Below are 22,537 nucleotides of genomic sequence, written 5' to 3'. Positions count from 1 at the left end.
TTTATGCCTCGGCAATAAGCAGCATGTAACCGGGCCGCGAACAGCAGTTGCCGGTCAGCCTGAAATCTGCTTCTCCGGCGAAGATCAGCCGTGCTGCCAGTTCAGCAAGCATTTTTGAATGATCTTCGAGTGAGGTTATACGTATGCCGTGTCGGTCAAGAATCTTTTCCGTTCTGTCGAGGTCCAGCGGTGAGCTGGAGCAGGAGCAGCCTCCATCCGGGATGAATTCACGGGTGCGCTTGTAAAGATCGCTGATGATCAACTTCCCGCCAGGTCTGAGCACACGCCTGAATTCTTTGATGGTCCGATCCTGATCCGTCATGAGTGAAAGTACACACTCACAGAAGATAGCGTCAAAGTATGCGTCCTCGCAGGGGATGCAGGATGCGTCGGCGAGAATCAGCGGCAGATCCGAGGGGGCCTCCGACAACTGGCGCACCGAGTTGTCAATTCCGCAGGCGGCAAGAGCGTGTTGTGTGTGCAGGTATTCCACTGTGGCACCCAGTCCGCAGCCTACGTCGAGGACTCGCGCTCCTTGCGGAATTGCCGCCAGTGACACAGCCCGGTCAGTCAGGAGATAACCACCCGGACGGAGCGTTGGACCAGCGGTCTCCCGCAGCACGGCCCGTTCCCAGAGTGGAGAGGTTGCCGTGCACGACATCACTTGTCCTCCAGCAGCCGTTCCACTTCGGCCATCTTGCCCAGAGCCAGTTCCTCCGGGATAAGAACCATGCCGCATTTCGGACAGACGGGCAGTTCCACATTGAATCTGCTGTCCATATATTCCAGCTCCACAGGAGTCGGCTGCAATGCTTCGCCGCAGCAGCTCCACGCGGAAAAATCTTCGGTAATTACTTTAAGGGTACTCATGACACCCCTCCCAGAATGTGCATGCGATGGGACCATACCCGATGAACGAGGTAGGTTTCCCCTTTTTGCTCATATTCCACCCAATAGGTAACGACTGTCGGGCGGTGACTGGTCAGCCTGTGCCCGGTGTCGGCATTGGTCATGAACCGTCCTGATCCTTCTGCGGCCAGCAGGGTTTTCTGCACGTCGCTGATCATGATACGCCGCTCTTCAAGCATTGTGGTTGCTTCAGGCGTGAATTCGACACAGACGGATTCGTAACCCGGACGTGGCGCACCTTTTTCCTGCCAGAGATTTTCCAGCAGAGTTTCCTTGAGTCTGACCCGGTTTTCACGGCGTTCTGAATAACCCGGTGCAGGGCGTGCAGCGGGGTCTTCATGGCCGGAAGGAAGGAGAAGATCCAGCAGATGCAGACAGCGTTTTCCAGCCTTGGCCAGCAGATCACGACACATGGCACAGTATGTTACGCCGTCGTCGGACAGTTTTTCGGCTCTCTTTTCTGCCACCTTGGCTGAAAGAGGTTCGTTGGCGTTGGCAAGCAACCCTCCGAAACCGCAGCACTCGGTCAGTCTGCCGGAAAGCTCCGGCTCATTGAAACTGATGTCGTTGCCGGCAAGAAGCAGGCGCACATCGTTCATCAGCACCTGATTGTGCCGTGCGGTACATGGATCCTGAAGGGACAGCGTTCCCTTGCAGGTAGAGTCTCCATTGACAAGCTTTTTGCTGAATACAGACCAGAGGTAGATGATTTCCGCTTCCGGGAGAGCCTTGGCGAGAGATTCCATGCACGATGGGCATGCGGCGATGATTCGGGGTTTTCCAAGGGATTCCCAGTCCTGAACAATGGCCTTGCTTTTCCTGTCGAACATTTCCTGCTGTCCAGCCCAGTCTGCAGGAGCGGCGCAGCAGCGCAGCATCAACCCGGTACCACCTTCAAGGGTATCGCAGAGGCTGGCATAGGCTCTTTCCACAGCTCCGGGATCGGATGCACCCAACTGGCATCCGGGGAAAAATGCCTGACTGCTTGCAGCGTGTCCCGGCTGATGTCTGATCAGAGCACAGGCGGAACTGTCGGCAAATTCCATATCCCTGAAGGCGAATTCATGGGCCGATTGGGGCATGTGCCCCTTTTTGACCAGATCCTGCCTGGCTTCAATGCAGAGGTCCTGCATGGCGAAGTTTTCCGGGCAGACCTCCTCGCACAGGCCGCAGAGCATGCAGGAGTTGATAAGCTTGTTAGCCTGTCTTGTTCCCATGACAATGGAGGCGTTGTTGTATATCTGGCGGGCGTAAGCCTTGGGGTAGCTCTTGAATTCCTTGAGATATGCGCAGTTGTTCACACACTCCATGCATTCGCAGAGCAGGCAGCGGGCAGCTTCCTCGCGGGCCTGTTCAGCGCTGTACCCTTGTGCGGGCACACTTACAGGTGGAACCGAGATTGCCTTGCTGATGTTGGTAAACAGTTTTGTCTCGAACGGATCTTCCCTGTCCCGGCCTGCGGTCAAAGAGGCGTTCTGCAAAGCGCGTTCAATGGAAAGGGCTCCCTTGCGCCCGGCTGCAATCAGATGAACAGGGGATTTCCCGGCCATATCCGAAGATGCGAAAAGAAAGTCTCTTTCCGTCTTCAGGGTGGTGGGGTCCACACTCTTCAATCCCAGCTTCTGAGCATCCAGTGCGCAGGGATCGACAAAAACTGCGTCAAAGTTATACAGGGCGGTAAATACATCTTCGACCTGAACACCGGACTCTTCCTCGATCGAGATGTTCATCTTGCTCATCTGCGCAAGTTCCTGCTCGAAAAATTCCTTTTCGACCCTGCCTTCGGGCAGAGCATCAAAGCCTTCAAATTTGTGTGAGCAGAATATGGTAACAATGAAGCCTTTTTTGCCGAGGTCCCAGGCTGCGGCAAGCCCCGGAAGGTTCGCTCCGAATACAGCGATCTTTTTGCCTTTGGCCGGCAGGGCTCTCAAAGGAGGCGTGCGTTTGGCATTCTCAGCACAGAAGCGTTCCAGTGCGGCTAGTTCAATGCCTCCTCCCACTTCCTGGCGCAGGCAGTCTTTCTGGCATATGCCGTCACAAATTCGGGCGCTTACGGATGGAAACGGCAGGGTTTTGCACAGCACGGCCCAGGCTTTGTCCACCTGGTCTGCTGCAAGCATCTTGCAGAGTTCTCGTCCATCCACGTGTAACGGGCAGCGGGCCTTGCATTTCGGAGGCTCTTCCTGAGTGCAGCGGGCCTCCCAAGTTCGAAGATCTTTTTGTTCCATACTGATGCCTCTGGCAGTCCTGCGATGTTTTTGTTTGAGGTAATTCGCCGTCGTTTATTTGAAATTTAAGTTGGTTATATCCAATCATGCAAAAAACTTCCAACACGGAGTACTTGCTGTCGCCGATTTTCGTGGAGGACGTTGTTTCGTGTGAAAAGTCCTGTTCAGATGTCAGCAAGCACTTACCCTGTTAAAAGTCGGGTTCAATTCAGACTGTCCCAAAATTCAGTACACATCATGCAGCGCAGTTCTCAGCAGGACAGTTGTTATGCGGGCGATTATCCAGCTAATGTTCACCTGCTAATTGTACCAAGGCTATGCCTTAAGCGACATACCTGTTCTCAACATCCCTTAAAGGCTGAAAGGCCTACCGGGGATTTAGACCAATAGGGATTCCAAAGGGGATTATTCCCTTTGGCCGCCGGAGGCGAAATTAAACAGCAAAAGCGCAAAGCGCATTCAATTATTCCCCGCAGGGTCAGCTAATGCAAAAAAGGACTCAGGCGGATAAGCCTGAGTCCTTTTAATAAGTTCAATTAGCCTTTCATGGCAGCGAGAACCTTCTCGGGACGTGCCGGGAGGTGGGTTACGCGTGCGCCGCAGGCGTTGTAGATTGCGTTGATGACGGATGCGTGCGGGGTGGTCAGCGGAAGTTCGCCAACACCGGAAGCACCGTGGGAACCGTCGGGACGGGCAGTTTCAACATAGATGAGTTCGATGTCGTCGGGAATCTGCTTGATGTAGGGGAAACCTGCACCGACCATGGTGGAGTGCTTCTTGATGTCTTCGTAGTCCTCAGTGAGGGCCAGACCGACACCCTGGGCGAGACCACCGTACATCTGGCCGTCAACAACGAGTTTGTTGTTGATCTTACCGATGTCGGCAACCAGAACCATCTTTTCTACCTGTACGTTACCGGTGGCGACTTCAACGGAAACACCGCTGATGAACAGACCGTACATGTAGCAGGCGAAGGGAGAACCCTGTCCGTTTTCATCACAGTCGCTGGCAGGAGCAGTCCATTTGCCGCTGTGACGGACAGCCTTGTTGGCTGCAACCAGCTCGTCGTAGCTCATGTAGCTGTTGTCGGACTTGCGCATTGCATCCAGCAGGTTGCGGCATGCTGCGATGATTGCGTTACCAACAACAACCTGGGAGCGGCTGCCGCCTGCGGGGCCGCCGTTGGGGCAGTTTCTGGTGTCGTTCAGAACCAGATGGATCTGCTCAGGCTTCAGGCCAAGAGGACGAAGAGCTTCGTGAGCGGTACCGAGAACACCCATGTCAGCGCCCTGACCATGGTCGTGCCAGCATGCGTACATGGTTACGCTGCCATCGGCGTTGAGTTCGATTTCGGCTTCAGCGGTGTCAGGTCCGTCAAGACCGGAACCGTAAATACCTACTGCGATACCTACGCCGCGTTTGAAGCCTTCAGCTGCGTCTTCAGCAGCCCATTTCTTGAGTGCGTCATATTTGGGACGAGCCTGCTTGAAGATGTCTTCCATGCAGTAAACTTCAGGTTTGCAGCCGGTGGGAGTGGTGTCGCCATCGCGATAGATGTTCTTTTCGCGAAGATCGAAGGGATCCATACCGAGTTTTTCAGCCAGTTCATCCATGATGACTTCGTAGCCGAATTCGGATTCAGGAGCACCGTAACCGCGGAAAGCGGAACCCCATGCGTGGTTGGTACAAACGGTTTTACCAAGACCGCGGATGTTGGGCAGTTTGTAACCGGAACCGATAAACTGAGCACCGCGCAGAGTCAGCAGGTCACCGAATTCAGAGTAGGGACCGTGGTCACAGATCCATGCGGTTTCCATGCCCAGCAGTTTACCATCCTTGCTTGCTGCAAGACGGATGTCGGTGAAGAAGGGTGAACGTTTACCCGTGTAGGTCTGCTGCTGGTACCAGGTGTAGTTCAGGTACACGGGCTTGCCGGTCGCGAGACATGCTGCGCCGACCAGTGCTTCCATGGTGGGGGAGAACTTATAACCGAAGGTACCGCCGGCATAGTTCTGAACCATGATCAGGTTTTCCAGCTCGATACCGAGACCGGGAGCGATCATGGCAGCATGCAGGTGCAGGCCGATGGATTTGGAATGGATGCAGAGTTTTCCGTCGTCATCAATGAAAGCAAAACCTACGTCCGGCTCGATGGGCATATGCGGCTGGCGCTGTACATAGTAGCTGCCTTCCACAACAACATCCGCCTTGTCAAAGATGGGAGCTGTTTCATCGCCTTTGACGATTTTCTGTTCAAAGTAGACGTTGGGAGTCCCGGGATGGATTTCTATGGCGTCATCTTCCATGGCGGCGGGAGCATTCATGTACTCGGGCAGCTGTTCGATTTCGACTTTTACCTTTGCGGCAGCGGCCTTGGCGGTCTTCTCGGAATCAGCGCAGACGATTGCGATGGCATCGCCGTACTGGAAGATCTTTTCGTCGCAGAGGATGGGGCGGTCCCAACCGTCACCCTTGTTGGAGGGGAAGGTGATAAGACCGGTGATGCGGTTTTTACCCTTGATGTCTTTGTAGGTAACAACCTTAACTACACCGGGCATTGCTTCGGCTTCACTGGTGTCGATGGAAATGATATTTGCGTGTGAAACTTCAGCCTGTACGAGAGCGCACTTGAGGGTGCCTTCGGGCAGCTTCAGGCCGAGGTCTGCACCGTAGTCCAGAGTACCGGTAACCTTTGCGATTGCAGTGGGGCGGGGATACTTGGAACCCCAGATGCGTTGGTCTGCGGGCATCTTGAAGAGCAGATCGTCTTCGCTCATGTCGCCGCGCATTACTGCTGCCGCATCCATAACTGCATCAACCAGCGGTTTGTAGCCGGTGCAGCGGCAGGCATTGCGGTGCTTCTGGAACCAGTCGCGGATGTCTTCGCGGGTCGGTTTGGGATTGGCCAGAATCAGGGCGTAGGTGGAAACGATGAAACCGGGGGTGCAGAAACCGCACTGGGCGCCGCCGTGAGCCATCCATGCAAGCTGGATGGGGTGCATGTTGGTCGGGGTACCGATTCCTTCGGTGGTGATGATTTCGGTGAAATCATCAACGCGTTTCATCTTGAGGGAGCAGGAGCGTTTGAGCTTGCCGTCAATAATGACTGAGCAGCTTCCGCACTGTCCTGTTCCGCAGCCGATTTTAACGCTGGTCAGGCCGAGTTTTTCGCGCAGAACATTGGCGAGAGATTCATCATTGTCACAAATGATGAATTTCTCAACGCCGTTAACTTTCAGAGTCCGTTTGATCATGGAAAGAACCTCCTTGAATTACTGCTTTTTTATTAGCAGGCGCCCGGAAGGGGCGTCGAACTGTCCCCTATTTACCGAAAGAACACAGCGGATAGCGGCAGGTGTCGCAACCTGCACAGAAACCGCCGTGGCCCAGTTCAGCGATTTCTTTGCGGGTGGGGCGTTCGCCGGCCACAATCCGCGGAACAATCAGATCGAAAATGCTGGCCCTGTAATACATTACACATCCGGGCAGCCCGACAATGGGCACGCCATTCAGGTAGGCCAGCATGAACATTACGCCGGGAAAGGTGGGAGAGCCGTAAGTTACAACTTCGGCTCCGGTTGCCCGGATGGAAGCAGGGGTCTGGTCGTCGGGGTCGACGCTCATTCCTCCGGTAAGCACCACCATTTCAGCTCCGTTCTCAATCGATTGAAGTATTGCCGCACAGGTCATATCGGCTTCATCACTGACAAAAGTCTGGTGAATTACTTCCGAATTGAGCTGTGAAAATTTGTTGCGGATCACGGGTCCGAATTTGTCCTTGATCCTTCCGTAATAAACTTCACTTCCGGTAGTGATCAGGCCCACCTTAAGGTTGCGGAACGGTTTTACACTTACGATGGGGCCGCATTCGCGGCAGATTTCTTCAACCTGGATGATTTTATTTTCATCTATCACCAGCGGGACAACGCGGGTTCCGGCAACATCGCGCGGTTCGGTTATCTGGATGCCGTTCTGCATTGTTGCCAGCACCACTTCGTCAATGGAGTTGATGCGGTTAAGTGCTTCCACATTGATGGAAAGCAGCCCCGGAGAGGCCTTCATATTGATGCGGCCTTCGCTTATGTCTGAAAGAGTAATGCCCGGACCTGCTGCGGCCTTTGCTATTCTGGCTGCAGCGTCGTTTTCATGCAGCTGTCCTTTTTCCAGAGTGAGGATGTAGACATGTTCCTTGCCGATTTCGAGCAGTACCGGGATATCTTCCGGTGTGATGATGTGACCTTTTTTGAATGCCGGGCCCTTGTATTCTCCGGGTACGATGCGGGTCATGTCGTGGCAGAGTACGTTGCCGATGGAGTCCTGAACTGGAACGGTTTTCATCATGGATAAAGGCTCCGTGAAGTTTGAAATGATAATCAGCTTTTCTTGCCGATCGTTTTAGCCGCTTCTGTTGCTGAAGTAAGAATTATATCAAAAATGATATAATTTCAGGGCGTAACGGTCCGGAGAACAACTTGTCCGCAAGAGCTGATTACGTTGTTATATGTCTGGGCTGACAGAATAAGTCAAGAAGGCAGTAGCAGCTTTTACCATGACTCCATTAATGCTCGTTCTGGCAGTTCAGTCCTGTGACCAGAGGCCTTGACAGATACAGGGCCTGATGAAGTCAATATACAGCAAAATTAGGTCCAAAATGACATAAGTAGTAAAAACAGGATGTTGTGAGAAGAGAAGATTTTTTTAATGGATCAATAATTATTTAAAAAAATTTACAGGGCCCAATTACAGGAATATGATTTGAAGTTTAATGTGTGGAAATGTACATAAAAAGCGGAAGGAAGGGGAGTGTGTCGATATGAAACACATTGTGTCGGGTGTGTGTCAGATGCTGACGAGATCCGGCAGAACCTTTGCAGGGGCGTTGCAAGACGGGCAGTTCTGCCGGATTTTATGTTCAGGGGATGGCTAGTTGCTCTGGCAGCAGAAACGCTCCCAGCCCATGATATCAGCGGCTGCAGCGACAGTTGTTCCGAAGAATATCGTCGGCTTGTCTTTGCGCAGGAAGCGGGTGATGGTGTCGTTAACAATGGTTGACCCGGTGACAACCAGCAGGTTGACATCCTCGATCACGCTGGAAGTGTCTTCAGGACCTTCTATGGTGATTCCGCACTTTACGGTACCGATGTTGTCCGGGTCGAGGTCGACGATGCGCATTTCAAAACGGCTGGAAAGAGCCTTTATCATGGCTGGCTGATAGCCGATAAGCCCCAGCCTGAGGGAACCGTATTTTTCGGCAATGTAGTCACCAAGTTTGGGGGCGCACAGAGCCGGACCGTCATCCTTGCAGTGGATCGTATTGCTTGCCTGTCCGAGACTGCACTGAACTGCATTCAGGGCGGAAACGAAAATGGCCCGGCGGAAATTGTTGGAAAGATCCATTTCGGCTACTTCGCGCAGGCTGGTGCTGAAATTGCCGAAGCGGTCGGTGAAAGCCTGACCTTTGGCTCCCCTGAATTCCGCTTCCATCAACCGTTCCTTGCCGCGCAGCAGGGGAAAGTCGTCACCCTCGGGGTTGCCGATGGCTTCTTCGGTGGTGAGGGTTCGTGCGGTAACCTGTATGGTCTCATCAAGAATATTCTCGGATTGCCAGATATTGTAAGCTGCGGTCTGAATCCGGTTCAGGACTGAAATTCCCATCGTATATCTCCTCGTTTATGCTGAATCTGATATTTTTTTGAGTACGGTGAACATGGAAATGGAGGCTATTCCGATTATGGCGGAAAGGACCGCTGCCCGTTCGAATTCGCCGTTGAACACTGCATTGTAGATTTCCAGCGAAAGGGTGTTGGTTCTGCCTATTACATTTCCGCCGAGCATGAGGGTCATACCTACTTCTCCAAGTGACCGGGCAAGGGCCAGCAGAAGTCCGGCCATGATTGCACGGCGGGCGCAGGGCAGCAGGACCAGAAAGAAAATCTCCGGCTCCGACTTTCCGAGCACTGCGGCCACTTCGCTCAGTTTGGATGCCTCAGCTGATTTTAAAGCCGCCTGCACCGGTTTGATCAGCAGGGGCAGGCCGGCAATGAACCCGGCAACGACCAGTCCGGGGAACCCGAAGATGATGCTGTCTCCGAATAATGTGGCGGCAGGGCCATTGCGCCCGAGCAGGAGCAGCAGCACAAAACCGGTCGCAACCGGTGGAAAAACCAGCGGCAGGGTCACTGCGGTGTCCACAAAGTTGTGCAGCATGCCTTTGCTGCGGGAAAGCCAGAAGGCCAGCGGAATTCCGATAAGAAGCTGCATGGTTCCGGCCATGGTCAGAACCTTTGCCGACAGCCCCAGCGGGCTGAGGGTTGCACTGTCTGTGAGAATTGCCGCGACGTCCATCCGTAAAACCTACATGCCGTAAGAGGCGACTATCTTCGCTGCTGTATCTGACTTCAGGAAATCCATGAAGGAACGGCATTCCTCCGGCCTGGCACTGCCGGACATCTGTTCCACGATGATGGTTATGGGCGAATAAGCGGACTCGTCCACGACCACGTATCCGCCTATGGAATCAGCTACCTTGCGGGCATGGGTCAGATTGATGAATGCATAGTCCACTTCTCCGGCCACCACGTAGGATGCCGACTGCGGAACTGTTGCCACCATGAGCAGTTTCGGTTCCACTTTTGCGAGTACACCCTTATTCTTCAGAAATTCCATGGCAGCCTTGCCGTAAATGGCCCGTTTTGTGTCCGGAAGGGCAATGCGTTTTACCTCAGCGGAGAGCAGGTCATCGACGCCGGAAAAGTTTTTCCCCTTGGGGTAGGCAATGACCAGCCTGCCACGCCCAACATTCTGTGAGGCGCAGCAGTCCAGAGCGGATTTGTCGAGGAAGTTCTTGTCTCCGAGTACCAGATCTACCTGCCCGCTGTTCTTTGCCTGTGCGGTTACCCGGGCCATATTTCCGTAAATGCGTTCAATCTCGTTGCCGGTCTGTGTAGTGTAGGTGTCAGCCAGTTTGTCTACCAGAGAGCGGTATCCTGCACCGGATGCGATGACGATTTTGGCGTGTGCCGCAATCGGGAGATTCAGCAATATCAAGGTGAGCGCGAATAGTATCGAGCGTATTTTCATGATCAGTCCTTGTTTCGTATGATGATTGCTATGCTGGTTGAAGTGGTTCAGAGAATGGCCGGGTTACCGGAAATCACATGTTTCCAACCAGTTCAAGGTGCGGCCGGGACATCTCCGGGGAGCAGAAACGCCTTTTCTGCCTTTCCAGCCACTGCGGTGAGGCCTGCCCGTTTTCCATGACAAATATTGAATCCGCCAGATAGAATGCTTCCTCAAGGTCATGGGTCACGTGAATAATGGGGATGTTCAGTTCTCTTTTCAGGTCACGCAGCTCACGGCGCAGTCCTTCGCGGGTGGCGATGTCCAGCGCTGAAAACGGCTCATCCAGAAGCAGAAGAACCGGTTCCCGGGCCAGAGCCTGACAGAATGCAGCACGCTGGCGTTCTCCGCCGGAGATATTGCAGGGTCTGCTCTCAGCTATGTGGGCAATGCCGAATTTGCGCAGCAGCCCGGACACACAGTTTTTGTCCACGGCAGCAAAGGCAACGTTCTTGCGGACGTTGAGGTGCGGGAACAGGGTGTACTCCTGAAAAACCAGTCCCAGCCCGCGCTTGCGCGGAGGCAGGAATTCATTTGTGTCGGTATTGCACCAGACAGTGCCGTTCAGGGAGAGCGTACCGTCGTCAGGCTTGTCCAGACCTGCGATGATGCGCACCAGAGTGCTTTTGCCCGCTCCGGAAGGACCGACAATGGCGGTCAGGGTTCCGGGTGCGCAGGTCAGTGAGACATCGAGGGTGAAGTTGGGGAGTTTTCTGCGTATATCGATGGTCAGGGTCATGATCTCCTCCTGCTGGTTCTGTTGAGACGGTTGATGGCGAGCAGAGCCAGAAAGCTGACCGGGATGATGGCCATGGACATGTACATGGCATCGCCGTAGCGCATGGCTTCCACTGCTTCGTAGATGGCGATGGAGGCAACCTTGGTGGAGCCGGGTATGCTTCCTCCGACCATCAGGATAACGCCGAATTCACCCAGACTGTGGGCAAAAACCAGCATGCCCGAGGCCGCCAGACCGGGTAGGCTGTTGGGCAGGACCACCCGGAAAAAGGCTGCTGTCGGGGTCAGCCCCAGTACGGCGGCGTTTTCAAGAAGACGGATATCCAGCTTCTCGAAGGCCGCACGCATGGGCTGGACCGCAAAGGGGAGGTTGTAAACGAGTGAGGCCAGCAGAATCCCGGAAAAACTGAACACCATTCGTTCTCCGGTCATTTCCCGCCAGAGCCCTCCCAGCGGTCCCTGCGGGCCCATAACAATAAGCAGCCCGAAGCCGAGAACCGTGGGAGGGAGCACCATTGGGAGAGAGACTACAGCATCAACCAGACTCTTGCCCCTGAAGTTGAAGAAGGCCAGCACATAGGCTACTGGCGCAGCCACAACCGGAATGAAGAGTGTTGTGGCTATTGCCAGCTTTGCCGATATGTAAAGAGGGTAAAAGTCCATTAGTCGTATCCGTATTTTTTCTTGATGGACAGTGCTTCAGGTCCGGCAAGGAATTCTACGAATTTTTCAGCTGCTTTTTTGTGTTCGGACGATTTCAGGATACATGCGGCCTGAATTACCGGCGGGGCTTCGGTTACCACCTTGAAGTCTCCGCTCTTTCCGGCGGGAGTAAACACGGATGAGTAAGCGCAGAATCCTGCATCAGCAGCCCCGGAAGAAGCGAACTGGAAGGTCTGGGCAATGGACTGCGCAAAAACCAGTTCGGGCTGGATCTTATCCCAGAGACCTTCGGTCTTGAGAGCGGTCATCGCTGCTGTTCCGTAAGGGGCTGTTTCGGTGTTGGCGATAGCTATCTTATGAAGTTTTCCGCTTTTGACGGCGTCCTGCCAGGTCGGCTCGGAAATTTTTCCTTTGGTCCAGAACACGACTTTGCCCTTGGCATAAACGAAAGGCTTTTCAGACAGGCCGTCAGCAAACAGTTTTGCGGGGCGTTTTTCATCAGCAGCAAGGAAAACATCGATCGGAGCACCGTTGGTGATCTGGGCGTACAGTTTTCCGGTGGATGTATAGGTTGCTTCCACTTCCAGTCCGGTGGCGGTTTTGAATGCCGGGATGATTTCTTTCATGGCCGGCATGAAGTTGGCGGCCTGTCCGATTATCAGGTCTGCGGCCTGTGCGGAAAGGGGCAGGGCCAGCAGTATTGTCAGGATCAGGGGGGTGATGCGTTTCATTGTCTGTTCTCCATTTTGAAATTGAGGTCTTCATGAATTGGCTTTATCAGTGTCTTATGTTTATGCGGACAATGGACAAACTTACAAACCCGTCACGTTTATTTTGAAAAACGTGACTCTTCGTAGGGTTATTTCGTGGAGTTGAAACGTGGCGGAAAAATTGGATAAAAACGGTAGGAAAACAAGACTGTCTCCATCGGAAGTGTTTGATGTTCCTGAGAATGTCAGACATCTTGATTCCAAGGAACTGTCAGCTCTTGAGGATGAATTCCGGAAATGGAAGGGTGAAGTCACGCGTGCAGACTATGTGAGATCTCGCACCAGAACATTCTGTCTGTTTCTTGTTTTGCGCCACACCGGTGCCAAGCTTGGAGAAATTCTGGGACTGGATGAGCGTGACGGCATTGATCTGGCCCGTGCAGTGATCTTCCTCGGCCGGGACAGCCAGCGGCGGGAAGTGCCGTTGCCGCAGTCCGTTTGTCGGGAATTGAAAGGACTCATGCACGGCCCCATGGGATCAGGGCTTGAGGGACAGCTTTTTCATTTTGATCCCGGCTATGTACGCCGTATCTTTTACGAGCGTGCCGAGAAATGCGGCCTTGACCGGCAGATGGGGGCACCGAGCGTGCTGCGCCGGTCCCGTGCAGTAGAGCTGCTCCGTAGTGGGGTTCCGCTCGGAGTGGTGCGCAAGGTTCTGGGCCATTCCTCTTCCGATCTTGCGGGTGTGTATCAGGAGTGGTCGTCCGGTGACGTTCAGAATATCGTGCGCCGTATGGCTCTTGAGGAAACCACACTGAAGACCAGTGCCCGTAACTCCTTTGTCGGGCACGTTTCCAAGGTTCTCAGGGACGGAGTCCTTGCCGATGTGGAATTCACAACGGCCGAGGGATTCACCATCAGTTCGGTCATCACCCTTGAAAGTCTTTACAAGCTTGATCTGGAACCCGGGGTGCCTGTTTCTGCCACGGTAAAGGCTCCGCTGGTATCGGTCCGCCCTATAAGGGATGGTGCAAGCAGTTCCCGCAATTGTGTTTCTGCCATAGTCACATCAATCAAAAGGACCGAAGTTCTGGCCGAGGTTTCGGGTGAGTCTGTGGGGGGTGCCCAGATGTGTGCGCTTGTTACATCGTGGAGCATTGAAGAAGAAGGGCTTAAGGAAGGCGCAAGGGTGGAGTTCTGTTTCAAGGCCCTTTCTGTTGTTTTGCATGCGGTGTAACGGGCACGGCTCACGACCATGCCCGTTGTTTAGGAGAATTAAAATGGCTGACCGTTGTTGATGGGTTCAAATGCATCACATATACTTACTGAGGTTACTCTCATGTTCCACACTTTACCCATAAGTGCCTTTTTTGCTTTTTGGTCGCTCGAAGACCATTCAATAGTTGCATGCCCTAAAAAACTATATTGTACTGGAATGTTGTCCATGTTGAACCATCTGCTTGAGTATGGAGGTATTTCGAAATCACCAATCCCACTGGAAAGAATAGTATAGTTTGTTCCTCCTGTATATACTCTTCCTAATGCTGTTTTGTCTTCTCCATTGTGATCATAAACACGCACACGGCATTGAATTGTTTTATCTGTTATATTGTTCAAAACAATCGTCGGCCTTACATAGTAATCAGCACGAGTATATGCGTACGTTATTCCTGGTACAATGACGCTTCCCTGCGGATAAAAGCTGCTTTGCGAGAATGCGCTTTCACACATTATAATGATCATAGCTATCGCTAGTAGAATCTTAGTTAAATGTTTCATTTGTTCTCCTTTGGATTATGTTTATCCGGTATAGTTAAAATTAAGATCAAATAGTATCAATGACTTGTAAAATCAATGTATTTGTGTTGGAATATTTTAGGACTCTATAAAATCTAGAACTGTCTTGTAGGTATTGCTTGTTTGTGCTATTGAGAAGCAATACTGAAAACAAAATCAATGGAGTTTAGATTATGAATGAAAGAACTGGCGTAATTACTTTTCAGGGCAACCCCCTGACACTTCTGGGAGAGGAACTCAAAGTCGGTGCCAAGGCTCCTGCCTTCAGCGTGGTTGATAACGGACTTGCTCCCAAGACTCTGGCTGATTTCTCAGGCAAGGTGCTCATCATCAGCGCCGTACCGTCTCTTGATACCCCGGTTTGCGACATGGAAACCCGCAGATTCAATAACGAGGCTGCAAAGCTCGGTGCTGACATCAAGATCCTGACTCTGTCCATGGACCTGCCCTTTGCGCAGGCCCGTTGGTGCGGTGCTGCCGGTGTTGAAGCCGTTCAGACCTTGTCAGACTACATGAGTTCCTCTTTTGGTGAAGCATACGGTGTGCTTATCAAGGAACTCCGTCTCCTGAGCCGTGCTGTTTTCGTCGTGGATAAGGCCGGTGTCGTGCAGTACGTGCAGTACGTGAACGAAATAACTGAAGAGCCTGATTACGATTCCGCCCTTGAAGCTGCAAGGAAGCTTGTATAGCTCCTGCTCATAGCTAGAACTGGTTAAACCCCTTCCCGTGCTGCGGGGAGGGGTTTTTGGGGTTTGCGCGTTCGGAAGTATGCGTTTCAAGGTAATTCTGATAAGATTATTTTCGGCTTGACCGGGTTTTAGTCCTTGATATACAAGGCATATCAACAATAAGCCAACGTAGCTCAGTCGGTAGAGCAACTGATTCGTAATCAGTAGGTCATCAGTTCGATTCTGATCGTTGGCTCCAGTTAAATCAAGGGTTTGCATCTTATGGATGTGAGCCCTTTTTTGTTTTTATTGAATTGAGTACCAATTTGGTACCAGTTTGGAGATGATACCACTGCTTGAATTTTCAGATAATATCATACAGGTTCAGGTTAGGACCCATCGTCGTGTTACGCTTGCAGGATTAATTTAAATAGGGTGTTCGAAATGAACTTTAAAAATATGCTCAACTCACTCCAAGCCTATGATTACAAAAGAATGCTCAGCCCGCAGATGCCTTCTAAGATACTGCTGAAGACAAATCCGCTAGTGCTGCTTTTCCCTGACAAAAGGGAGGAACGAGCACAAATACTCGCTACCGAGGATAGCCTATATCACAATCTCCTGAATGGTTTTTCTCTGCTTGGTGCTGCCTAGACATTTATTAGTGAAAATGTATTTGATGAGAGTTTCATCAATATTTGCGGAGCTCATGTCTTTTGGGCTTTTTCTATTTTGGATAGCTACTACAGGATGGATCTTATTGATGGACATTCTGTTCAGCATTTTGTTTCTGAATTGAAATCTAAAAATAAAGATCATGTTGAGGCTGAAAATCTTACGGATTTTTTTGATAGATTTATATTTAACGAGGAGTTGCCGGGGTTATCCGGGAGTCATTTGAAATATTCAATGGGCAGACGGGATAAGCTTGCGGTGATTCAGTTTGCTTCGTTGTGAGTGATATGCACTCCGGAATGTGGGGAATTACAGAGTCGTGATCTCCGGTCAGAATTAACGCGTCCCATAGAAAACCTCATTTTTCAAGCCTTCAAAGCTTGCCCCCTGTTCAACAACAGGATACGCAAGGCTGCATTCCATGGCACCCATAAAACAGTCTTGCAGTCCTTATGAATATGTCCATTCCTTATCATTTCCCCAAGCTGGCGGCTCAGCTTAATACTCCCATTGTCGTGGGCGGAAAAACCGTGTCCAATCGCCTGTGGCTGGCTCCAATGGCCGGATTGAGCCACAGCGCCTTTCGTCAGGTTCTGGCCCATTATGGTTCCTGCGGCCTTGTTTTTACGGAAATGTGCAGCGCAAAGGCCGTGCCGACAGAAAATCCCAGAATATCTTCGGTGTTTCGGTGGCAGGAGTGGGAACTCCCCAGTCTGGTCTGCCAGTTGATGGGGGGCACCCCTGAGGAGCTGGTTGTTGCTGCAAAGCGCGTGGAGCGCGAAGGCTTTTTTGGCGTGGATATCAACATGGGCTGCTCGGCTCGCGGAATGATCAAACGCGAGGCGGGCGCTGCACTGCTCAAGACACCGGATAAAGCTGTTGCTGTGGTAGAGGCTGTAAGGAAGGCAGTGTCCATTCCCGTGTTTGTCAAATTCCGCACCGGCTGGTCCAGGGATATTGCCCCGGCAGTGGCTCTGGCAAAGGCATTTGAATCTGCAGGAGCCGATTGCCTTGTCTTCCACCCGCGAGTGGCCCCGGATAAGCGTACCCGTCCACCCATTACCGGGCATATCCGCTTTATCAAGGAAGCGGTATCCATTCCAGTCTTTGGAAATGGTGATGTTACAACTCCGCAGCATTGTCAAGATATGCTGGATACTACAGGTTGCGATGGCATTTCCATCGGTCGAATGGCTATGGCCAGACCATGGCTCTTTGCTGAGTGGACCGGCAACTATACGCCCGATGACATGATTTTTCAGGACTATGTCCTGCGCATGGCCGCAGCCCTTGAGCAGGAATTCGATCCTGTTCGCGCAATCAAACGATTTAAGCTGTTCATGGTTTTTTTTGCAGCCAATTTCCGATTCGGGCACAGCCTGCAGGCCATCTTTTCCACGGCAAAGACCATGGATGATGTCCGCCGACTGGCTAGGGAACATATCAGGCCGGATATGCCCTTGAGTCAGTCTCCCAATATGAGTCTGTACAATTTTTAAGCTGTGAAAGTCCCGGCTTGATCTGAATTTTACCATTCGCGTGGAGTCGGACCATTTTTCGTCTGTGCTCGCCTCGGTTTTTGAGGGGAACGTCCCGTTTCTCTAGCAGGAGATAGTGAAAGCCCGGGCTCCTACAGGGAGTCCGGGCTTTATACACGCCTTAGCCATGATCCCGGACGTACATGCCCGGGCAAGAATCCTATACTCTGTATTTTCTTCAAGCGTTGCTTTTGTATGCTGCCGGAATTCGGCCGCTTGTGCCCGGCTATGTCCATCGCGTAGTGCCGCCGGGCTGTTATCGGTTTAATGTGTTGCTGCCACCTCCGTTCCCTTTGCTCTGAAGTGTCCTGTCCGGTGAGGGGCGGACAGGACATTTATCTTGTGGGAGTTGTTCCCCGCAAGGCACTCTTCCGGTGTATCCGGTAGTCCGGAAGAATGCCTTTTCGGGGGCTTAATCCTTGGAAGGATTACTTCTGTGTTTCAGAGGCCATTGAAGGCTCAAGGTTTCCTGCTTTGCCCGGAATTGTCGCGAAGTATTTGCGGGTTTCCGCGACTACTACCGGTGTCAGCAGGAGCAGACCTATGAGGTTGGGGATAGCCATCAGCCCGTTGAGGGTGTCGGATATGTTCCAGACCAGACTGAGTTTGGCTACGGCTCCGATGCCGACGAAGCAGATGAAGGCTATGCGGTAAGGAAGCACGGCCTTGACGCCGAGCAGGTACTCAATTGACTTTTCACCGTAGTAGCTCCAGCCGAGTATGGTGGAGTAGGCAAAGAGGACAAGCCCGATGGTTACTACGTGTTCGCCGCCGGAGAATCCTGCTGCAAAGCCGAGTGTGGTAAGTTCGGCTCCGGTTGCACCGTTGGACCATACTCCGGTGAGGATCAGGACGAGGCCGGTCATGGTACAGACGATCAGAGTGTCGATGAAGGTCTGGGTCATGGAGACCAGCGCCTGGGTTACGGGGCTCTTGGTCTGGGCTGCCGCTGCTGCGATAGGAGCGCTGCCCAGTCCGGATTCGTTGGAGAATACGCCTCTGGCTACCCCCATTCTGATTGCGAGCATGATGGTGGAGCCGGCGAACCCGCCGACTGCGGCGGTGGGGCTGAAGGCCTGTTCAATGATCAGTGTGAGGGCTGCAGGAACTTCTGCTATCTTGCCGAGGATGATGTAGGAAGCGCCGCCCATGTAGAAGAGGATCATGACCGGTACAAAGAATCCGGTTACCTGACCGATTTTCTTGATGCCGCCCAGAATAACCGCTGCGGTGCAGACCATCAGGATTATTCCGGTAACAAACGGGGAGATGCTGTATGTTGCTTCAATTGCATCTGCTACGGAATTGGATTGGACCATGTTGCCGATACCAAAGGCCGCAACGGATGCACAGATGGCAAAGGCCGTTCCGAGCCAGGGCATTTTGAGCCCTTTGGATATGTAGTACATGGGTCCGCCGCTCATTTCGCCATTTTCATCCACTTCGCGATATTTAACGGCAAGTACGGCTTCTGCGTATTTTGTGGCCATGCCTACAAGGCCGGTTATCCACATCCAGAACAGTGCTCCCGGGCCTCCAACTGCGATGGCGGTTGCCACCCCTGCGATGTTACCGGTTCCAACAGTTGCGGAAAGGGCAGTCATCAGGGCCTGGAAGTGGGTGATGTCACCAGGTTCGTCGGTTTCTTCCTTGCGTTTGATAAGTGCAAGGTAAAGGGCGTACCACAGTTTTCTGAATTGCAGCCCCCGCAGTGCGAAGGTCAGCCAGATTCCGGTTCCTACCAGCAGTACCAGCATGGGTGGGCCCCATGCAAAGGCGCCCACTTTTCCAACAATTCCGTCCAGCAAAGTCATGAATTCCATATTATCCCCTTGGTTTTTTGATACTTACTCCTTTTGAGCGCGGATTGATCCTAGTCTTTTAGTTGGGATACAGTACGCTATCCACGGGGACGTATTCGAGGTCGAAAGCATCGGCTACGCCTTTGTAGGTGACCTGGCCGTGAACGATGTTGAGACCGGTTTTGATTGCATTGTTGTCCTGTGCAGCCTTTTCCCAGCCTTTGTTAGCGATCTGGACTGCATAGGGAAGGGTTGCGTTGGTCAGAGCCATGGTGGAGGTTACGGGAACAGCACCGGGCATGTTGGCAACACAGTAATGGATTACGCCGTCGATTTCGTAGACAGGATCACCGTGTGTGGTGGGCTTGGAGGTTTCGAAGCAGCCGCCCTGGTCAATGGCAACGTCTACGATGACTGCGCCCTTCTTCATGGATTTCAGCATGTCGCGGGTAACGAGTTTGGGGGCTTTGGCGCCGGCTACGAGAACTGCACCGATAACTACGTCTGCATCAAGTACGAGTTCGCGCAGAAGTGCGGGGCTGCTCATCATGGGGAAACAGTTCTTGGGCATTACTTCGGAGAGGTAACGGAGTCTTGGGAGGTTCATGTCCAGCAGATGAACTTTAGCACCGAGTCCGCAGGCCATCTGTGCTGCGTTGGTCCCAACCACGCCGCCGCCGATGATGACAACGTTGGCAGGAGCGACACCGGTAACACCGCCCATGAGCAGGCCGCGTCCGCCGTAGTAGCGTTCGAGGTATTTTGCACCTTCCTGCATGGACATGCGGCCGGCTACTTCAGACATGGGGGTCAGCAGGGGCAGGTCGCCGGAGGGACCTTCAACGGTTTCGTAGGCAATGGCTACGGACTTGTTCTTGATGAAAGCGCGGGTCAGGGGTTCATCAGGAGCAAAGTGGAAATAGGTAAATACGATCTGGCCTTCGCGTACGAGGTCATATTCAGAGGGCTGGGGTTCTTTGACGTGCATGACCATTTCACATGCTGCGTAGATTTCGGCAGGGGTGTCGATGATCTTTGCACCTGCAGCGATGTACTGCTCATCAGTAAAATTGCTTCCAACGCCGGCGGATTTTTCAACCATGACCTCGTGGCCGTTGGCCCTCATGACTTCGACTCCGGCGGGGGTCATGGCAACTCTGTTTTCCTCGGATTTGATTTCTTTCAAGATACCAACTTTCATTTCCAACTCTCCTGTTTAAAAGTTCAATTTTAACAGGTCCGCAATCACACCGGACCTTTCTAATAAACGCTGAGCTTTTGGCTGCCCTCTATAAGGCAAGCCGCGTGCCAAATGGCAGGGGAAAGTGGTTGACGGCACCAATTTGTGATAATAGTGAATAAAAAAAGATAGTTATGTTTTGGGTTCCTGATCTGGAATTAGTGAATCACGATTTAGTAGGGGGTTGTCCACGGAGGGCAGGTTTTATCTTTGGTGCGGATTGTTACCGCCAGATTCTGGCGGACGGTTATAACCGTTCAAATCGCTGGTTTTTTTAGGTGGTCCGATAACAGACCAATGTTTACCTCCCAGACTGATGTCGAGAGTTATGGATATTTATATGGTAATAGAAGATACCACTGCGGTTTTGCATGTACTCTGCAGTGAAGCAACAAAAGCACTGCATTGCAGGAGCTGTTTTCCAACTCCTGCTACGAAGTGCCTGTTTATGGCGGCTGTGGAGAGAGGTAGATCAGTTCAGGATGGCTGGGGATTCCCAGGGGGTGGTCCTGTTCTCGCAGCGAAGCTGGTGTTTTTCGATTTTCTTGAGCAGGGCGGTGTGTGATATTTCCAGTTTTTTTGCTGCCTTGCGTATGCTTGATGTTGAATTCAGTGCATCAAGCAGGATTTTCATCTCGTAACTGTCCACCAGAATCTTCAGCGAGGCCTCGGGCCCTTGTATCGGTTTTGTCTGGCACTGCTTGCTGCAGCAGAGTGGTTTGGGATCAAGATGTATGGCCTCGGCCGTAATTTCACTGGAATCGCTGATGATCGAAGCCCGTTCAATCACGTTCTGAAGTTCCCTGACATTGCCCGGCCAGCTGTATGAAGAAAGCTTTTTCAGAGCGCTAGGGCTGATGGTCTGTTCCGGCTTTTGGAGCTTGCGGTTGAACTGGTTCAGGAACATGCCTGCCATGAGGGGAATATCGCTGAGTCTTTCTCTTAGAGGTGGGATCTGGATGGTCAGGACGTTGATGCGGTAGAAAAGGTCTTCTCTGAAGTCTCCGGCAACAACCATGTCACCGAGGTTCTTGTTGGTGGCGGTTATGACCCGGGCGTTCACCGGAATTTCCTCCACCCCGCCTATCCTGCGGACGAAACCTTCCTGCAGAACCCTTAGTATCTTGGCCTGCGGACCGGGTGGCATGTCACCTATTTCGTCCAGAAATATGGTCCCGTTCTGGGCTGCCTCAAAGAGGCCGGGCTTGCCCTTCTTTTTGGCTCCGGTAAAGGCTCCGTCGATGTAGCCGAATAGTTCGCTTTCGATAAGCTGTTCGGGAAGAGCCGCACAGTTGATGGGGATGAATGCCCCGGTCCTGCGGCTTTCGTAGTGGATGGCTCTGGCAAACAGCTCCTTCCCGGTACCGCTTTCTCCGGTGATGGATACAATGGTATCCAGTTCGGCGATTCTTTTGGCAAAGGTGATGAGGTTTCTGATGGCCTTGCTTTCACCTATGAAGTCATCAAAGTTTATGTCGATGGGGGTCATGACCGCATCGACCATGGCCTTCACTTCCTTGAGGTCTTTCATGAGCAGGACTGCTCCGACAAACTCTCCCTGAGAATCATGGATGGGTTTGGCCGAGCCGTAGAAGTCCACCCTGCCTGTGCTGGTAAGTGCCGACTTTCTTCTGCTTACCGGTATCCGTTTCTGCATGCACTCCAATAAAAGATTGTTTTTTGGCGTTATTTCACCTACATAAGTGTTGACAAGATTTTCGTATTGAGTGTTCAGGATTCTGCAGGCGACGCTGTTTGCAGTATTTATGATTCCTTTTGAGTTTATGGAAACGATTCCTTCGCTCATGCCGTCAAAGAGAGTTCGGAACCATTTTTCCCGTTTTTCCTGTGGCAGTCTTTTGAGGGTCGTCTGGCTTTCAATGCCGGGGAGGGTTGAAAACAGAGTCAGCATTTCTTCCGTGCTGAGGTTCTCGTTACCGTTGATTTCAACTGAAATGTGGGCATAGCCGTCCTTTTGCTCAACTTCCATACAGAGTATGTTCAGCCGGTGTTTTAGCATCAGTTGAGTTATGTCGAAGACGATCCCTATCCGGTCTTTGAACAGAAGCTTGTATTTGTTTATGTCGCCCATACTACCTGTCCCCGTATGCAGGTTGATCTGTTTTTAAGTCGGTTTATAATCGTTGCGCTGATGTTGACGAGTCTTTTGCAATCTTTATGTTTATTTGTGCGTTCTTTTGAAACGTTGTGTGTGTCTGCAGTAAGAAGTGTATATGTATGCTTCGGTCTGAATGCATCACGTCCGCGTGGTATGAACGGAGGTTGGATGGAGTTAAGTGAGTGTAAAAGGGTAACTCGCTGATATATAATTCAATTTTCGTACCAAAAGTAGATATGTTCTCTAAATGTGAATTCGGTTTGTGTCTGCCTGTGAAAAGACTGTAAAATCAGTATGTTGTCGTTAATTGGTGCTCTTTTTGGTCATGTTC

At 52.1% G+C, this 22,537-nt stretch carries 19 protein-coding genes and 1 tRNA gene; 5 read left to right on the top strand and 15 right to left on the bottom strand.

Features of this window, described 5'->3' with window-relative positions:
- Window position 1 precedes the first annotated feature (1 nt).
- The 11 genes from trsM to modA (N7E73_RS06925) all read right to left on the bottom strand — a co-directional run bounded on the left by trsM (window position 2) and on the right by modA (N7E73_RS06925) (window position 12,388).
- A complete protein-coding gene (gene trsM, locus N7E73_RS06975) occupies window positions 2-661 on the bottom strand; it encodes a DVU_1556 family methyltransferase (RefSeq protein ID WP_432738326.1) in 660 nt (219 codons plus the stop codon).
- Window positions 661-870 (bottom strand): DVU_1557 family redox protein, encoded by a 210-nt coding sequence (locus N7E73_RS06970; RefSeq protein ID WP_432738324.1) that lies wholly within the window; start codon window positions 868-870, stop codon window positions 661-663. Before N7E73_RS06970 ends, trsM begins: the two co-directional genes overlap by 1 nt.
- Window positions 867-3,137: a pyridine nucleotide-disulfide oxidoreductase/dicluster-binding protein gene (locus N7E73_RS06965; RefSeq protein ID WP_432738323.1), complete on the bottom strand. Its 2,271-nt coding sequence runs from the start codon at window positions 3,135-3,137 to the stop codon at window positions 867-869. Before N7E73_RS06965 ends, N7E73_RS06970 begins: the two co-directional genes overlap by 4 nt.
- 536 nt (window positions 3,138-3,673) lie before the next feature.
- Window positions 3,674-6,391, bottom strand: coding sequence for a molybdopterin-dependent aldehyde oxidoreductase (locus tag N7E73_RS06960; protein WP_432738322.1), 2,718 nt, complete (start codon window positions 6,389-6,391; stop codon window positions 3,674-3,676).
- Between the two features lie 67 nt (window positions 6,392-6,458).
- Window positions 6,459-7,478 (bottom strand): molybdopterin-binding protein, encoded by a 1,020-nt coding sequence (locus N7E73_RS06955; RefSeq protein ID WP_432738321.1) that lies wholly within the window; start codon window positions 7,476-7,478, stop codon window positions 6,459-6,461.
- Between the two features lie 582 nt (window positions 7,479-8,060).
- Window positions 8,061-8,792 (bottom strand): Rossmann-like domain-containing protein, encoded by a 732-nt coding sequence (locus tag N7E73_RS06950; protein ID WP_432738320.1) that lies wholly within the window; start codon window positions 8,790-8,792, stop codon window positions 8,061-8,063.
- A gap of 15 nt (window positions 8,793-8,807) precedes the next feature.
- A complete protein-coding gene (locus tag N7E73_RS06945) occupies window positions 8,808-9,482 on the bottom strand; it encodes a molybdate ABC transporter permease subunit (protein ID WP_432738319.1) in 675 nt (224 codons plus the stop codon).
- A gap of 9 nt (window positions 9,483-9,491) precedes the next feature.
- A complete protein-coding gene (gene modA / locus N7E73_RS06940) occupies window positions 9,492-10,217 on the bottom strand; it encodes a molybdate ABC transporter substrate-binding protein (RefSeq protein ID WP_432738318.1) in 726 nt (241 codons plus the stop codon).
- A 73-nt stretch (window positions 10,218-10,290) separates the two neighbouring features.
- Entirely contained in the window at window positions 10,291-10,995 is a 705-nt protein-coding gene (locus N7E73_RS06935; RefSeq protein WP_432738317.1) for an ATP-binding cassette domain-containing protein, read from the bottom strand.
- A complete protein-coding gene (gene modB, locus N7E73_RS06930) occupies window positions 10,992-11,657 on the bottom strand; it encodes a molybdate ABC transporter permease subunit (RefSeq protein WP_432738316.1) in 666 nt (221 codons plus the stop codon). Before modB ends, N7E73_RS06935 begins: the two co-directional genes overlap by 4 nt.
- Window positions 11,657-12,388: a molybdate ABC transporter substrate-binding protein gene (gene modA, locus N7E73_RS06925; protein WP_432738315.1), complete on the bottom strand. Its 732-nt coding sequence runs from the start codon at window positions 12,386-12,388 to the stop codon at window positions 11,657-11,659. Before modA (N7E73_RS06925) ends, modB begins: the two co-directional genes overlap by 1 nt.
- Window positions 12,389-12,536: 148 nt before the next feature.
- Here modA (N7E73_RS06925) and N7E73_RS06920 point away from each other — a divergent pair, with 148 nt between their 5' ends.
- A complete protein-coding gene (locus tag N7E73_RS06920; protein ID WP_432738314.1) occupies window positions 12,537-13,604 on the top strand; it encodes a TOBE domain-containing protein in 1,068 nt (355 codons plus the stop codon).
- A 38-nt stretch (window positions 13,605-13,642) separates the two neighbouring features.
- Here N7E73_RS06920 and N7E73_RS06915 read toward each other — a convergent pair whose 3' ends face one another.
- Window positions 13,643-14,146: a hypothetical protein gene (locus tag N7E73_RS06915; RefSeq protein ID WP_432738313.1), complete on the bottom strand. Its 504-nt coding sequence runs from the start codon at window positions 14,144-14,146 to the stop codon at window positions 13,643-13,645.
- A gap of 191 nt (window positions 14,147-14,337) precedes the next feature.
- Here N7E73_RS06915 and tpx point away from each other — a divergent pair, with 191 nt between their 5' ends.
- From tpx to N7E73_RS06895, 4 genes are all read left to right on the top strand, one after another.
- The gene (gene tpx / locus N7E73_RS06910; protein ID WP_432738312.1) at window positions 14,338-14,853 is read left to right on the top strand and encodes a thiol peroxidase; all 516 of its coding nucleotides are present in this window, start codon (window positions 14,338-14,340) and stop codon (window positions 14,851-14,853) included.
- Window positions 14,854-15,015: 162 nt separating this feature from the next.
- Window positions 15,016-15,091, top strand: a tRNA-Thr gene (locus N7E73_RS06905).
- 491 nt (window positions 15,092-15,582) lie between these two features.
- Window positions 15,583-15,789: a hypothetical protein gene (locus N7E73_RS06900; protein ID WP_432738311.1), complete on the top strand. Its 207-nt coding sequence runs from the start codon at window positions 15,583-15,585 to the stop codon at window positions 15,787-15,789.
- A gap of 170 nt (window positions 15,790-15,959) precedes the next feature.
- A complete protein-coding gene (locus N7E73_RS06895; protein WP_432738310.1) occupies window positions 15,960-17,006 on the top strand; it encodes a tRNA dihydrouridine synthase in 1,047 nt (348 codons plus the stop codon).
- Window positions 17,007-17,473: 467 nt separating this feature from the next.
- Here N7E73_RS06895 and N7E73_RS06890 read toward each other — a convergent pair whose 3' ends face one another.
- The 3 genes from N7E73_RS06890 to N7E73_RS06880 all read right to left on the bottom strand — a co-directional run bounded on the left by N7E73_RS06890 (window position 17,474) and on the right by N7E73_RS06880 (window position 22,179).
- Window positions 17,474-18,868 carry an alanine/glycine:cation symporter family protein gene (locus N7E73_RS06890; protein ID WP_432738309.1) on the bottom strand — a complete coding sequence of 465 codons (1,395 nt, stop codon included), beginning with the start codon at window positions 18,866-18,868 and terminating at the stop codon, window positions 17,474-17,476.
- Between the two features lie 58 nt (window positions 18,869-18,926).
- Window positions 18,927-20,048: an alanine dehydrogenase gene (gene ald / locus N7E73_RS06885; protein WP_432738307.1), complete on the bottom strand. Its 1,122-nt coding sequence runs from the start codon at window positions 20,046-20,048 to the stop codon at window positions 18,927-18,929.
- 511 nt (window positions 20,049-20,559) lie between these two features.
- Complete coding sequence (locus tag N7E73_RS06880; RefSeq protein ID WP_432738306.1) at window positions 20,560-22,179, bottom strand: sigma-54 interaction domain-containing protein; 1,620 nt, start codon at window positions 22,177-22,179, stop codon at window positions 20,560-20,562.
- Window positions 22,180-22,537 lie beyond the last annotated feature (358 nt).

It is taken from the genome of Maridesulfovibrio sp. FT414, assembly GCF_050916235.1.
Classification (GTDB): Bacteria; Desulfobacterota; Desulfovibrionia; order Desulfovibrionales; family Desulfovibrionaceae; genus Maridesulfovibrio.
The sequence above is the reverse complement of the archived record's forward strand: the minus strand, read 5'-3'. Positions and strand labels throughout refer to the sequence as shown.

Excerpts from the sequence above, each read along its gene's own strand:
- modB (WP_432738316.1), bottom strand. The coding sequence starts at position 11,657 with ATGGACTTTTACCCTCTTTACATATCGGCAAAGCTGGCAATAGCCACA.
- N7E73_RS06960 (WP_432738322.1), bottom strand. The coding sequence starts at position 6,391 with ATGATCAAACGGACTCTGAAAGTTAACGGCGTTGAGAAATTCATCATT.
- N7E73_RS06900 (WP_432738311.1), top strand. The coding sequence starts at position 15,583 with ATGGATCTTATTGATGGACATTCTGTTCAGCATTTTGTTTCTGAATTG.
- trsM (WP_432738326.1), bottom strand. The coding sequence starts at position 661 with ATGTCGTGCACGGCAACCTCTCCACTCTGGGAACGGGCCGTGCTGCGG.
- N7E73_RS06915 (WP_432738313.1), bottom strand. The coding sequence starts at position 14,146 with ATGAAACATTTAACTAAGATTCTACTAGCGATAGCTATGATCATTATA.
- ald (WP_432738307.1), bottom strand. The coding sequence starts at position 20,048 with ATGAAAGTTGGTATCTTGAAAGAAATCAAATCCGAGGAAAACAGAGTT.
- N7E73_RS06970 (WP_432738324.1), bottom strand. The coding sequence starts at position 870 with ATGAGTACCCTTAAAGTAATTACCGAAGATTTTTCCGCGTGGAGCTGC.
- tpx (WP_432738312.1), top strand. The coding sequence starts at position 14,338 with ATGAATGAAAGAACTGGCGTAATTACTTTTCAGGGCAACCCCCTGACA.
- N7E73_RS06935 (WP_432738317.1), bottom strand. The coding sequence starts at position 10,995 with ATGACCCTGACCATCGATATACGCAGAAAACTCCCCAACTTCACCCTC.
- N7E73_RS06890 (WP_432738309.1), bottom strand. The coding sequence starts at position 18,868 with ATGGAATTCATGACTTTGCTGGACGGAATTGTTGGAAAAGTGGGCGCC.
- N7E73_RS06895 (WP_432738310.1), top strand. The coding sequence starts at position 15,960 with ATGAATATGTCCATTCCTTATCATTTCCCCAAGCTGGCGGCTCAGCTT.
- N7E73_RS06955 (WP_432738321.1), bottom strand. The coding sequence starts at position 7,478 with ATGATGAAAACCGTTCCAGTTCAGGACTCCATCGGCAACGTACTCTGC.
- N7E73_RS06950 (WP_432738320.1), bottom strand. The coding sequence starts at position 8,792 with ATGGGAATTTCAGTCCTGAACCGGATTCAGACCGCAGCTTACAATATC.
- modA (WP_432738315.1), bottom strand. The coding sequence starts at position 12,388 with ATGAAACGCATCACCCCCCTGATCCTGACAATACTGCTGGCCCTGCCC.
- N7E73_RS06945 (WP_432738319.1), bottom strand. The coding sequence starts at position 9,482 with ATGGACGTCGCGGCAATTCTCACAGACAGTGCAACCCTCAGCCCGCTG.
- modA (WP_432738318.1), bottom strand. The coding sequence starts at position 10,217 with ATGAAAATACGCTCGATACTATTCGCGCTCACCTTGATATTGCTGAAT.
- N7E73_RS06965 (WP_432738323.1), bottom strand. The coding sequence starts at position 3,137 with ATGGAACAAAAAGATCTTCGAACTTGGGAGGCCCGCTGCACTCAGGAA.
- N7E73_RS06880 (WP_432738306.1), bottom strand. The coding sequence starts at position 22,179 with ATGGGCGACATAAACAAATACAAGCTTCTGTTCAAAGACCGGATAGGG.